At 42.1% G+C, this 13,669-nt stretch carries 13 protein-coding genes; 4 read left to right on the top strand and 9 right to left on the bottom strand.

The window, feature by feature from the left end; genetic code table 11:
- The first annotated feature begins 17 nt into the window (after positions 1–17).
- Together EP58_RS13055 and EP58_RS13050 are read left to right on the top strand one after the other, a co-directional pair.
- Positions 18–398, top strand: coding sequence for a MerR family transcriptional regulator (locus tag EP58_RS13055; RefSeq protein WP_036094062.1), 381 nt, complete (start codon positions 18–20; stop codon positions 396–398).
- A gap of 15 nt (positions 399–413) precedes the next feature.
- Positions 414–803 (top strand): cupin domain-containing protein, encoded by a 390-nt coding sequence (locus EP58_RS13050; protein ID WP_036094060.1) that lies wholly within the window; start codon positions 414–416, stop codon positions 801–803.
- Positions 804–852: 49 nt separating this feature from the next.
- Here the strand turns inward: EP58_RS13050 and EP58_RS13045 are convergent, their stop codons facing one another.
- Both EP58_RS13045 and EP58_RS13040 read right to left on the bottom strand, forming a co-directional pair.
- A complete protein-coding gene (locus EP58_RS13045) occupies positions 853–1,065 on the bottom strand; it encodes a helix-turn-helix domain-containing protein (RefSeq protein ID WP_036094058.1) in 213 nt (70 codons plus the stop codon).
- Positions 1,066–1,077: 12 nt separating this feature from the next.
- Positions 1,078–1,560 (bottom strand): DUF2975 domain-containing protein, encoded by a 483-nt coding sequence (locus EP58_RS13040; RefSeq protein WP_036094057.1) that lies wholly within the window; start codon positions 1,558–1,560, stop codon positions 1,078–1,080.
- 248 nt (positions 1,561–1,808) lie between these two features.
- Between EP58_RS13040 and EP58_RS13035 the strand changes: the two genes are divergently transcribed.
- Both EP58_RS13035 and EP58_RS17270 read left to right on the top strand, forming a co-directional pair.
- Positions 1,809–2,561: a tyrosine-type recombinase/integrase gene (locus EP58_RS13035; protein ID WP_236637259.1), complete on the top strand. Its 753-nt coding sequence runs from the start codon at positions 1,809–1,811 to the stop codon at positions 2,559–2,561.
- A 15-nt stretch (positions 2,562–2,576) separates the two neighbouring features.
- Complete coding sequence (locus EP58_RS17270) at positions 2,577–2,828, top strand: hypothetical protein (protein ID WP_077917918.1); 252 nt, start codon at positions 2,577–2,579, stop codon at positions 2,826–2,828.
- A gap of 208 nt (positions 2,829–3,036) precedes the next feature.
- Here EP58_RS17270 and EP58_RS13025 read toward each other — a convergent pair whose 3' ends face one another.
- The 7 genes from EP58_RS13025 to mutS all read right to left on the bottom strand — a co-directional run bounded on the left by EP58_RS13025 (position 3,037) and on the right by mutS (position 13,590).
- Entirely contained in the window at positions 3,037–3,924 is an 888-nt protein-coding gene (locus EP58_RS13025; RefSeq protein WP_052164863.1) for a polysaccharide deacetylase family protein, read from the bottom strand.
- A gap of 164 nt (positions 3,925–4,088) precedes the next feature.
- The gene (pflA, locus tag EP58_RS13020) at positions 4,089–4,835 is read right to left on the bottom strand and encodes a pyruvate formate-lyase-activating protein (RefSeq protein WP_036094051.1); all 747 of its coding nucleotides are present in this window, start codon (positions 4,833–4,835) and stop codon (positions 4,089–4,091) included.
- 236 nt (positions 4,836–5,071) lie between these two features.
- Positions 5,072–7,303: a formate C-acetyltransferase gene (pflB, locus tag EP58_RS13015; protein ID WP_036094049.1), complete on the bottom strand. Its 2,232-nt coding sequence runs from the start codon at positions 7,301–7,303 to the stop codon at positions 5,072–5,074.
- A 387-nt stretch (positions 7,304–7,690) separates the two neighbouring features.
- A complete protein-coding gene (locus EP58_RS13010) occupies positions 7,691–8,551 on the bottom strand; it encodes a ribokinase (protein WP_036094048.1) in 861 nt (286 codons plus the stop codon).
- Positions 8,552–8,563: 12 nt separating this feature from the next.
- Positions 8,564–9,109: a glycerol-3-phosphate responsive antiterminator gene (locus EP58_RS13005; protein ID WP_036094047.1), complete on the bottom strand. Its 546-nt coding sequence runs from the start codon at positions 9,107–9,109 to the stop codon at positions 8,564–8,566.
- A 21-nt stretch (positions 9,110–9,130) separates the two neighbouring features.
- Complete coding sequence (gene mutL, locus EP58_RS13000; RefSeq protein ID WP_036094045.1) at positions 9,131–10,975, bottom strand: DNA mismatch repair endonuclease MutL; 1,845 nt, start codon at positions 10,973–10,975, stop codon at positions 9,131–9,133.
- A 20-nt stretch (positions 10,976–10,995) separates the two neighbouring features.
- Complete coding sequence (gene mutS, locus EP58_RS12995) at positions 10,996–13,590, bottom strand: DNA mismatch repair protein MutS (protein ID WP_036094189.1); 2,595 nt, start codon at positions 13,588–13,590, stop codon at positions 10,996–10,998.
- Between the last annotated feature and the right edge of the window lie 79 nt (positions 13,591–13,669).

Genomic DNA, 13,669 nt, shown 5'->3' with positions numbered 1-13,669 from the left:
AGGGAGGGGAAGCGCGAATGAATATCAAAGTAGTGAGCGAGGAAACCCAGATTTCTGCGGACACGATCCGCTATTATGAACGGATTGGCCTAATTCCGCCAGTGCGGCGAAACGAAAATGGTGTCCGTAAATTTGATGAGGAAGATTTACGTTGGCTTTTATTCAGTCGTCATATGAGAAATGCTGGGCTCTCGATTGAGTCGCTGATTGAATATTTGAGTCTGTTTCGCGAAGGCGATGCTACGATTCCTGCGCGTGTAGAACTTTTAAAAGAGCAGCGTAATGAATTGCAGGACCGGATTGACACGATGCAAAGCGCACTAGAGCGATTAGATTTTAAAATTGAGAATTACGGCAGTCATGTTTTGCCGACGGAGAAGAAGTTAAAAGACTTTTAAGAAGGAGCTGATAGCATGTCTGCAATTTTCAACAAAGGTGACGTGATTACGAATAATTATTTTACAGGGACAGCGTACTTGAAAATGCTTGTACCAGAAGGAACGGAATTTAATTGCCCGATTGGGAACGTGACATTTGAGCCAGGAGCGCGAAATAATTGGCATACGCATGACGGCGGTCAAATACTATTAGTCATAAGCGGCGAAGGTTACTACCAAGAAGAAGGGAAGCTAGCGCAGAAATTGCATACCGGTGATGTGGTTACAATCCCGGCTAATCTGAAACATTGGCACGGTGCAACAAAAGATAGTGAATTTGTCCATCTTGCTATTACAACAAATCCTCAAAAAGGCGGCACGAATTGGTTAGAACCAGTAAGTGACGAGCATTATAACGCGCTATAAAATCAAATAAAGCATGCTAGCTCTTTCCTGCTAGCATGCTTTATTTTTGTCATGATTCATCAGGCCGGTATTCCAATAAATCTCCAGGCTGACAATCCAGCGCCAAACAAATGGCTTCTAGCGTAGAGAATCGAATAGCTTTGGCCTTGCCATTTTTCAGTATTGAAATATTAGCCATCGTTATGCCGACTTTTTCGGATAGTTCGGTGACACTCATTTTCTTCTTGGCCAGCTGCACATCAATATTAATTATAATCGCCATATATCATTCACCTCAGACCGTCAAGTCGTTTTCAGATTTAATAGCCACTGCTTCTTGCAAAATTCTCTGTAGAACCGCCGCAAAAGTAGCAACAACAATGGACGCGAATGTAAGAATAAGCCCAATAACGACAATTCCAGGCGCATCATCTTGTTGCGCGAGACAATAAAAAAGTGGCAAGCTAAGCATGTAAAGCCCGCTAATGACCATCGCACAGTACTTTATACGCTTCAAAGCTCGCACGGAAAGCTCTGAGAAAGCCTTCTGTTTATCAATGTAAGTCAAGACCTTTAGTGCCTGATACAAGCCAATAAAAAACGGTACAGCAGCAAGGTACATCGTAATCAAAATGGGATAAAGCCATCGCGCGAAATCAGGATCATTTCTACCTGCTTCCATAGCTAGCGCAGGTAATCCAAAAATACATAGAGCAAGTATAACAAGCCCGATGAAGACAATAGCAAGTTTTAAAAGCAAAGTCGATCCACGTTCCATAAAAACACCTCATTTAGTAATATATATCGATTATAAACTAAAAAATATCGTTTTGCAATAAAAAAATGTTGTTTTTATTTGATCGATTAATCACGACTAAATATGCTATAATAAAAATGGAGGTGATAAGCATACCAGAATTAGAAGACTATGTCAGCTTATTAAGATCAAAATCGCGTTCAGAATCGACGACAAAGCAATCGAAAAGAATCATTCAGAACTATATGCAAAGATTCGGCTCATTGGAAGTGTCTAAAAAGGAGGTCTATATCTATTATAAAGAATTAGAAAACAAGTTAGCTAAATCTACATTTTACAATCATATTAAGATATTACGCCATTTTTATCATTTTGTATCTAACGAGAATCCGCATATCAACAATCCCTTTGCTCGATTTAAACCGCGAGCCCCAGTTCGTAAGTTTGTGCGTGTACTATATGAGCAAGAAATCGACACATTATATGCCCGAATGCTAGAGAATAGTCGAATATCGGATTATCAGCGCTTTCTATTCGAATTTATCTATGCAACAGGTATGAAGCCTTCTGAAATGCAGAGATTAGTGCTATCTGATTTCGATTTTATTACTCGGAGTATTGTTGTGGCAGGCGATAATGGTAGCAGGCGCTATACTTTTTACAGCGAAAACCTAGAGCCACTGCTACTTAATCATCTAGAAAAGCGACAAAGCATACTGGAAAAACAAGGTCTGTACCATTCTGCCTTTCTTATAGATTGGGAAACGGGTCTTACAGTTAATGGACATATCATTTATCAAGCAATCACAGCAATTGGTAAAGAATTAAATATCAAGCTAACACCATCCATTTTGCGCCATTCATTTGCTGTTGCATTATTAGAAAATGGCTGTGATATCAGGTATATCCAGGCACTACTGGGCCATATATCTATACTAACGACACAAATCTATGAAAAAGTAGAAATTAAGTCAAAACAAAACACCATACAGAAATATCATCCACGTGGTAAAAAATCATAGAAAGGCGTGAAAACGGTGTTTTATGAAAATGATATCGTAATAAAACAAAAACTTATCGGTGATTTGAACAAATACTTAATGTCCCAAAAGCAAGTAGCAGAATTTTTAGGCATGTCAAGATCCAATCTATCCAGCGTGGTCAGTACGGATAAATTAAGACCGCTGTATGTATTTGATCATAGCAGTTCTAGAAAGATGGCTTTATTCTACAAAAAAGATGTGGAGCTTTACTCAAAAAACAGGCGCACAAGAAAAAGAAATAAATGATAGAACATTGTTATATAAAATGAAGCGCGAAACTAGAAAAGGCGATAAAAAAGTGAGGGAAGAGAAGTTTTTTCCTGCTTATTTCATATTGTCTTTTTTAGTTTACATAATATATATTATAGGAAGTAATAACGTCATAATGACAAAGCACAAATCCACAATAAAAAGCATCATTTCTCTCTTTTAAAAGAAAAACAATGCTTCTAACTCATAAATTAGGATCTTTTTTGAAGTTTTGGTGTAAAGTTTCGTTCTCGTGATACGCTTGGAACACATATCCTTTGTCGCGTAACATTTTAATCACTCTAGGCAATGCATCTAATGTGTTTTTACGCTCATGGAATAGAATAACTAATGGCTCGTTGCTGCCTTCATAAGCATTTACTTGAGATAGCACATTTTGATATACGGCACCTGAATTACCCGGGCTATAACGCCAATCATTGCTATCAATATTCCAATCAACTAACCGGAAACCGTTCTGTTTTGTTTGCTCAACCTGTGTATTTGTAAGGTACGTACTACCATAAGGCGCTCGAATCAAATTAGTACGAATGCCACTAATTCTTTCGAAGTCGTCGCGCTCACGGCTCATTTCACTAATAAATGTAGGATCTTTTTTACGATATAGTTTCTTCGGATTGTGCGTATAGCTATGTAGGCCAATTACAAAACCACTATCAATCATGCGCTGATACGTTTCTTTGTCACCATTTGCAAACTCATTTCCAACAAAGAAAAAAGATGCCGGAGCTTTCTCTTTTTCAAGAACTTCTAAAAATTGCTTTAAATGTATGCTTGGCCCATCATCGAATGTTAAGTAAACCACTTTTTTACCTGCTGCTGGCCCTGGTGGATCTTTCGGCGCAGAACTAATGCTTTGTTGCTTAGCCGGGACTTTCCAGTGCTGCACAGAAACGGCTTCAGCTTTGAGGACAAGTAACTCTTTGGACGAAGCGCTATTTGTGAATAAGTTATTTGTTAAGACTAATCCCCCGATGGTTAGTACAAGTGTTGATAAAACAATAGCTATGAGCCACTTAAATTTCGATGACTTATTATTTTGCGTGGTTTTCGAACTTCTATTCTGTCTCATTCATCATGGCCTCCTTTTTCTTTCATAATACAATTTAAACATAGTTTGTTATATAATTCAAGGATTAATGGTCGTAAAATTGATTTTTTTGACACATAAAAAGTGTTTTTGTAATCTTAAAGTAATAAAAGGACGCAAAATGTCATCTGCGCCCTCCTATATCATCAATTATATTTTTGCGTTTCTAAAATTGTATTCGCCATCTTAACGACATCATCTTCTGGACCTTCAATACCTTCCAGTGGATAACGGATACCGAGACTCTCCCACTTGTACACACCCATCGTATGGTATGGCAACACTTCAACGCGAGCTACATTCGGTAGCTTCGTAATAAATTCATGCAGCTTCGTTAAATCTTCCGGATCATCCGTTTTCGTTGGAATTAATACATGACGAATCCAAATTGGCTGTTCTTTATCCGCAAGATACTGTGCAAAATCCAGAATCGGCGCATTTGGACGCGTTGTTAATTTTAGATGTTTCTCTGGATTGATTTGCTTAATATCCAATAAAATTAAATCTGTAACTTCCATTAAACGATCTAGTTTTTCAATGAATTCAGAATCTCTTGTAAAGCAACCACCACAAGAATCGATTGTTGTATGGATTCCAGCTTGTTTACAAAGTGTGAAGAGCTCGATTAGGAAATCAACCTGCAGCAACGGTTCTCCCCCACTAACTGTGATTCCACCATCTGAAGCATCCATGAAAGCCTTATACTTATAAGCCTCCTCAAAAACATCCTGGGCGGTTCTTTCCTCCCCGATTCCAATCTTCCACGTATCCGGATTATGACAAAATTGGCAACGCAGTAAACAACCTTGCATAAAGACAATAAAACGGATACCAGGACCATCCACAGTCCCCATTGTTTCCACGGAATGAACACGACCAATAACTTCAGACATTTGACTCCTCTTCCTTTCAAGTAGTAAATTTACAACAGACAGGGATTGCAAAAAACGCAATCCCTAAAAATGTTTTCCCGCAGCACTTCGAAATCCCCGCGAAACATCATCGGGCCGAGAAACGTTGATATCCTAGGCAAAAGCGAGTACCGAAGCGGAGCGTACGACTTGTACGTGAGCATCGGAACGGAGCTTTTAACGACGGAGATCGGCGTTTCTCGGTTTGATGAAAGACATTACATGGATTCGTGCATGGTGCGGTGTATTACATCCAATTGTTGCTCACGTGTTAATTTAATGAAGTTAACAGCGTAACCAGATACACGGATTGTTAATTGTGGGTATTCTTCTGGATGATCCATCGCATCAAGCAATGTGTCACGATTAAAGACGTTGATATTTAAATGATGGCCCATTTTTGTTGAGTAACCATCAAGCATTGCAACAAGATTATTGATTTGTGATTCATCTTCGCGACCTAATGCTTTTGGCACGATAGAGAATGTATTCGAAATACCATCTTGTCCATATTCATACGGAAGTTTTGCAACAGATGATAAGGAAGCTAGAGCGCCTTTTGTATCGCGACCATGCATTGGGTTTGCTCCTGGTGCGAATGGTTCGCCAGCGCGACGTCCGTCTGGTGTGTTACCAGTTTTCTTACCGTATACAACGTTAGATGTGATAGTAAGAACAGACGTTGTATGAACAGAATCACGATATGTTTTATGTTTTTTAACTTTCGTCATGAATGCTTTTAGAAGATCAACGGCGATTTCATCTACGCGATCGTCATTGTTTCCATATTTAGGATAGTCACCGAGGATTTCAAAATCAATAGCGATTCCGTTTTCATCACGGATTGGTTTTACTTGCGCATGTTTGATAGCACTTAAAGAATCGGCTGCAACAGAAAGTCCAGCGATACCAGTTGCCATCGTACGTAATACGTGTGTATCATGAAGCGCCATTTCTAGACGTTCGTACGCGTATTTATCATGCATATAATGGATAACGTTTAGTGTGTTTAGGTATAATTCTGCAATCCATTCCATCATTTCGTCAAATTTAGCCATGACTTCTTCATAGTCTAGTACTTCAGAAGTGATTGGTTGGAAAGCTGGTCCAACTTGTGCTTTTGATTTCTCATCCACGCCACCGTTGATTGCATAAAGTAATGTTTTTGCAAGATTGGCACGTGCTCCGAAGAATTGCATTTGTTTACCGATACGCATTGCGGATACACAACATGCGATTCCGTAGTCGTCGCCCCATTTAGGACGCATAACATCATCGTTTTCATATTGGATAGCGCTTGTTTTGATAGACATTTTAGCGCAGAATTTCTTGAATCCTGATGGTAATTGTGTCGACCAAAGTACCGTTAAGTTTGGCTCAGGAGCTGGTCCTAAGTTGTTTAGTGTATGCAAGAACCGGAATGAGTTCTTCGTTACAAGTGGTAGACCGTCTTCTGAGATACCACCGATTGATTCTGTTACCCACGTTGGATCTCCAGAGAACAATTCGTTGTAGTCTGGAGTACGAGCGAATTTTACAAGGCGCAGTTTCATAATGAAATGATCCACGATTTCTTGCGCTTCCACTTCTGTTAATGTACCGTTGCGAAGATCGCGTTCTACGAAGATATCAAGGAATGTAGACGTACGGCCTAAACTCATTGCTGCTCCGTTTTGTTCTTTAATCGCTGCAAGGTAACCGAAGTATAACCATTGGAAAGCTTCTTGCGCTGTTGTTGCTGGTTTAGAAATATCAAAACCGTGCTGTGCTCCCAGTTGTTTTAGTTCAGCTAATGCGCGGATTTGTTCGTTTAACTCTTCACGTAAGCGAATAATATCGTCGCTCATTGTGCGAAGTCCTGTGTTTTTCAAGTCGTTCTTCTTGTCTTCGATTAGGCGATCCACACCGTATAATGCTACACGACGGTAGTCACCGATGATGCGCCCACGGCCGTATGCATCTGGAAGTCCTGTAATAATACCAGATTTACGAGCTGCACGCATTTCGTCATTATAAGCATCAAAAACACCTTGGTTATGCGTTTTACGCCAATCTCTGAAAATGCTTGAAATTTCTTTGTCGACTTCATAACCATAAGCTTCACATGCAAGCTCTGCCATACGGATGCCGCCAAACGGTTGTAGTGAGCGTTTGAAAGGTACATCTGTTTGCACGCCTACTACTGTTTCTAAATCTTTGTTTAAGTATCCAGGATCATGTGATGTGATAGTCGATACGATTTTTGTATCCATATCTAGCACGCCGCCGTTTTCCCGCTCTTGCTTTGTTAAATCCATAACTTGATCCCATAATTGCGATGTTGCATCTGTAGGACCTACTAGGAAAGTGTCGTCACCTTCGTATAATCTGTAGTTCTTCAAAATAAAGTCTCTTACGTCAATTTCGTTTTCCCAGTTACCACCTGTAAATTCAAACCATTGTTCTTTCATCACGGAAACCTCCTACGTTTCATTGTTCGTTTATGAGCGTTAAAAATTGAGCAAAGCTACCCAAGTAACTTCTATACTGTTATCATACCACAAAATAAAAATAATGCTACAGTTTTCACATAAAAATTTTACTGCATTCTAACAAAATTAAAGTGCTTTCATTGCTTTTTTAGCGCCAAGTGATTGGTATCACATACTTTCTTATATTGTCATGATTATTAAATAAGTACAAAAATAATTTACTTGCAACATTGTAACATTCCTGTACTATTCCAAATCTACACCACTGTATTATAACAGTAGTTGTTTTCTATCCGCTGTATCAAATCAGATTTTGTTGCTATATCTCACTTTCTGCACGACTGTTCCAAATAAAAAAACTAACCTCTATTTTTCGAGATTAGCTTCTATATCTTCTAAGAATGGCATGCCGACTTGGGCACCAATTTTTGTTGTGCTTTGTGCAGCGGCTTGGTTAGCAAAACGGACGGCGTCATGCAAGGATTTCCCTGCAGTAATGGCAACCGCGAAAGCACCGTTAAACGTATCCCCTGCCCCAGTGGAATCCTTGACTTCCACATCCACTGCCAGTATATCCGTATCTCCATCAGCATCACAAACCCGGACGCCGTCTTTTCCCCGCGTTACAAGCAGTGCTTCCGTGTTCCCTTGCAAAATGTCATCTGGTAACTGCTTAAACTCCGTCTCATTCGGCGTCAAATACGTAATCTTCCGCAAGAATGCAACCGGAAAACGATCCACAGGCGCAGGATCAAACACAGTTGGAATCCCGTGCTGTACCGCAACATCCACCGCTTTTTCAATGACCGAGAACGGAATCTCATTTTGCAGTAACACAATCGATGCCCCAGCGATAATCTCATCAAACATCAAGTCGTCCGGCCAAGCATTATTCGCCCCAGGAGCCACGATAATCCGGTTGTCTCCATGTTCCCGCAAAATCATCGCTAAGCCAGTCGTCAAATCCACACCGCGCACATGCGTCACGTCAATACAAAAAGAATTCAGATTCGCCAAAGCATCTGCGCCAAACGCATCGTTTCCAATCATACCAACCATCACCACATCGCCACCAAGTTTCGCGGCGGCAACTGCTTGATTCGCACCCTTGCCTCCCGGTGAAATCACCGCATCCTGACCCTTCACCGTTTCACCAAGTTCCGGCATCCCAGCCAGTTCCGTCGCAATATCCATATTAATACTTCCAATAACAACAATCTTTCCCATCTTCCTAATCCCTCATTTCCAAAGTGATTTTTGAGATGTCGTGATAGCCGTTGCTTTCGCTGCTAAAATTTCGTCAACCTGTGCCTGCGTTGTAATCAAGCCACCCGCAATGACAGGAATGTGGAGCAGCTCCGTCATTTGTTCCACCATTGTAGGCAAGATTCCAGGCAATAATTCAATATAATCCGGTTTTATTTTCTGAACCAGCGCCGTGCCTTTCGTAAACGCGCTCGAGTCTAGCATAAATAAACGCTGAATCGCGAGCACCTTATGTTGTTTTGCCTTTAAAATAACGTTTCCTCTTGTCGAAATAATTCCAGCTGGGCGAACGTCTTGACACAAGAAGTCCACCGCATACTCATCATTTTTTAAGCCGTGAATGAGATCGGCGTGTAAGATGACCTTTTTACCACCAGAAGCGGCCAAATTTACGAGCGATTTCAGTTGCCCAACCTGCGTTTCTAACATCACCATATATTCCGCGTCCAGACTAAGAATTTTCTCTACATCCCGGTGATTATGCGCGGCAGGTATGACAGTTTGACCGTTAAACGACATGTGATTCTCTCCTTTAAAATTTTACATAATACGCTTAAACATTTTTTCGAGTTCATACGTCGAATAAGAAATGATGACTGGTCGACCATGTGGGCACGTAAATGGATCGCTTGCTTCGCGCAATGTATCTAGCAATTTTTCCATATCCGCCTGCGTTAAATAATGATTCGCTTTAATCGATTTCTTGCAACTCATCATAATCGCCGCATCTTCCCGCAATTTATGAATACTAACCTGTGGCTTCGTGAGCGCCTCGTCTAAAATATCACGCAACGTACTCTCTTCCTCACCCTTAGGTAACCACGTCGGATGCTCCCGAATAATAAAGCTATTTTGCCCAAAATTCTCAAGAAAAACGCCGACTTCTTCTAATTTCGCTTTTTGATCCCGTAATTTAATAAACTCATCCGTCGAAAAATCAAGGACAATCGGAACAAGCAGCTGTTGCAATTCCCGATCCACTTCCCCAATCTTTTCCCGATAAAACTCATACTTAATCCGTTCTTGTGCGGCGTGCTGATCGATCAAATACATTCCCGTCTCGTTTTGCGCAACGATATAAGTCGCGTGAACTTGACCAACCGGGTACATTTTTGGCATCCGCTCTTTTGGAACTTCCACTGGCGCAGCCTCTTCCATCTTTGGCGCCACATCATATGCCGCGAAATCCTCATTGATAAAAAGTGGGGCTTCATCCGGCAATGCATCGCTCGTCGGCAACTCCGTTTGTGTCTTCGGTGCCGTCGAATAAGTAGGTGTCACAATCGGTTTCGGCGTCTCCGCTACAACTTCCTCGGGTTCCTCTTCCTTATCAAAATTGATCGCTAACTGCTCTGAGGCCAACTTCTGCCGTTTCGAAGGCGCAGCATCAGGAATCAACTGCTCCTTATGAAACGCGGCTTTCAACGTACTCGCTATAAACTGACCCAACTCCGCTTCCTTACTCAAACGAACCTCCAATTTGGCAGGATGCACATTCACATCCACAATCAAAGGGTCCATTTCAATCTGCAAAACTAAAATCGGAAAGCGACCAATCGGAAGCAGCGTATGATATCCATCCTGAATCGCCCGAACAAGCGCATAGTTTTTAATAAAACGGCCATTTACAATCGTGGAAATATAGTTACGATTCGAGCGGTTCACCTCAGGCAAAGCCGCGTATCCCGTCAACTTAAAATCCAGCGACTCCGCTTGAATCGGAATCATTTTTTTCGCAACAGCAAGCCCATAAATCGAAGCCATCACTTGTTGCAAGTCGCCATTCCCGTTCGTTTTCAGCAAACTTTTCCCGTTATGCGAGAAACGAAAGCTAATCTCCGGATGCGACAAGGCCAACCGATTCATGATATCCGTAATATTGCCAAGCTCCGTATGCAAACTCTTCAAATACTTCAAACGTGCCGGTGTATTGAAAAATAGATTAGAAACTTGAATCTCCGTGCCTTTTCTAGCCTGGGCACTATGCTTCTCAATCTCTTTCCCGCCCTCCACAACAATCTTCGTTCCCGCACCATCACCCGTCGCGGTCGTCATTTCTAAGAACGACACCGAGGCAATACTCGGCAAAGCTTCGCCACGAAAGCCTAGCGTATGCACGCGAAACAAATCATGTTCGTTCTTAATCTTGCTCGTAGCATGGCGTTTAAAGGCAACAGAGACCTCTTCGGCGCGAATTCCGACACCATTATCGATAATCGTAATCTTATTCAGGCCACCTTCTTCCACTAGCACATCAATAACGGTACTTTTAGCGTCAATCGCGTTTTCCACAAGTTCTTTCACAACGGAAGCAGGGCGTTCGACCACTTCACCAGCCGCGATTTTATTTGATAAGGCATCCGTCAATTCGATAATGTGAGCCATCTAAACTTCACCTTACTTTCCTATTGTTTCGCTTTTTTCTGTAAATCATAGAGTGTCGACATCGCATCCATCGGCGTCATATGCATCAAATCAATATTTTTAATAACTTTGATTAAAGACTGTTCTTGCTTCGTCCGCACTGTTTTCTCCTCGATTGGAAACATCGATAGCTGCACTTCTTCATGCGTTTCTGGCACACTCACAGCGGTTTCGGCAGGCATGATAATTTTCTCCTCCGAACTCTCCAACTGTTCTAAAATATGGCGTGCCCGGCCAATCAATTTTTGCGGAAGGTTGGCAAGCTCGGCGACATGAATCCCGTAACTCTTATCCGCCGGGCCATCCTCAATTTTGTGAAGGAACACGACTTTCCCGTCCTCTTCCACGGCGCTGACATGCACATTATGCATCTGCGGTAACGTCTCATCCAAAATGGTTAACTCGTGATAATGCGTGGAGAACAAGGTTTTAGCGTGCACTTCCTCGTGGATGTACTCAATAATCGCCTGTGCTAACGCCATCCCATCATACGTCGCCGTCCCGCGCCCAATCTCATCAAACAAAATCAGACTGTCCGCAGTCGCATTCACAATCGCATTCCGCGCCTCCAACATCTCCACCATAAACGTACTCTGTCCAGCAATCAAGTCATCCGCCGCACCAATCCGTGTAAAAATCTGATCGAAAATTGGCAACGTCGCTTGTTCCGCCGGGATATAACAACCGACCTGCGCCATGATCGCGGTAAGCGCAATCTGACGCATGTATGTGCTCTTACCAGACATATTCGGTCCAGTTATCAATAACATACCGCGCGATTCGTTCATCACGCAGTCGTTCGCTACATAGCTCTGTGTCCCCATCACTTTTTCCACCACAGGATGGCGTCCCTGAATGATTTCCAAATCTCCCGTCTTATTCATGACCGGCTTCACAAAATGATTGTTCTCACTAATATTAGCAAAACTCTGCAAGCAGTCAATTTCACTGATCACCTTCGCCAATTTTTGCAGACGTTCGATATATTCCTTCACTGTTTCGCGAACCGCAATAAACAGCGAGTATTCCAACTCAATACTTTTTTCTTCCGCATCCAAAATCAGGCGTTCTTTTTCCTTCAAATCAGGCGTAATATAACGTTCCGCATTGGTCAACGTTTGCTTGCGCTCATATCGATTTTCTGGCAACGCCGCAATATTCGCCTTCGTTACCTCGATATAATAGCCAAATACACGATTAAAGCCAACTTTTAGCGACTTAATCCCAGTCAGTTCGCGCTCCTGGCGTTCCAGTTCCGCAATCCATGTTTTTCCGTTACGACTCGCATCCCGGTATGTATCCAGCTCTGCGTTATAGCCATCCTTGATAATCCCACCCTCACGAATCGAGATCGGAGGTGACGCATTAATCGAGCGCTCCAACACATCCGCAAGTGTATCACACGGATCAATTTCATCAATAATTCGCGTTAAATTCGGCTGATTCATAGCCTTCAACGTATCCCTCACAAGCGGAACCTGATACAGCGAATTCTTCAACTGAATCAAATCGCGCGCATTCACGTTCCCGTAAGCCACACGCCCAGCCAAACGCTCCAAATCATAGACCTGCTTCAGCAACTCCATCAATTCCATCCGTTCAAAATAATGATTGATAAAACTGTTCACATCCTGTTGGCGCGCCTCAATCGCATCCAGGTGAATAAGCGGACGATCAATCCACTGTTTCAACAAACGCCCACCCATCGCGGTTTTCGTCTGATCTAGCAACCACAATAACGTGCCTTGTTTCCCCTTCCCACGAATCGACTCCGACAACTCCAAATTCCGCTTCGAATAATAGTCCATTTTCATATATTGGCTCGTTTCATAATGAACCGTCTTCTGTAAATGCGACAAATCCCGCTTTTGCGTATCAATAAAATAATTCAGCAACTTCGCAATCGCTTTTTTCTCAATTGGATGAATCGTGTTCGTCACTAAACTCTCGTAACCGCTCGGCAAATCATTATTATTCTCATACGAAATAAAGAGTCCCAGCTGCTCACGAACCGCTTCTGGAAACGCCTCACTAAACTCAATCCCGACAACCATTTCTTTTGCAGACAGCGTCGTCAACTCATTAATCAAGCGATCCTCACCCATCGCAAGTACCGTCGATTTCAGCTCACCCGTCGAAAGGTCACAATAAGCAAAACCATATTCCTTCTCCTCGTGCTGAAAAACCGCCGCAATAAAATTGTTTTCTTTCTCCTTCAGACCCTTCGACTCCATCATCGTCCCTGGAGAAATCAGCTGAACCACTTCACGCTTCACCATACCCTTGGCAAATTTCGCGTCCTCCACCTGTTCACAAATCGCCACCTTGTACCCCTTATCAATCAACGTATCTATGTAACCCGCAGCCGCATGATAAGGCACCCCGCACATCGGAATCGGATTATCCGAATTACCCGCACGAGCCGTTAACGTTATCTCTAAAATTTGCGACGCTTGTATCGCATCTTCAAAGAACATCTCGTAGAAATCCCCTAATCGGAAAAACAGAAATGCATCTTTGTAATTTTCCTTAATCGCTAAATATTGCTTCATCATCGGCGTCACTTCAACTGCCATTCCAATCAACCCTTTTTCTCTTTGTTTAAAAGTTATTTTGTCCCTTTATTATAGCATAAGCAAGCTAAATCATGAAGAA

Source organism: Paenilisteria newyorkensis, from assembly GCF_000766145.1.
GTDB lineage: Bacteria > Bacillota > Bacilli > Lactobacillales > Listeriaceae > Listeria_A > Listeria_A newyorkensis.
This window is presented reverse-complemented; position numbering and strand designations above follow the sequence as displayed.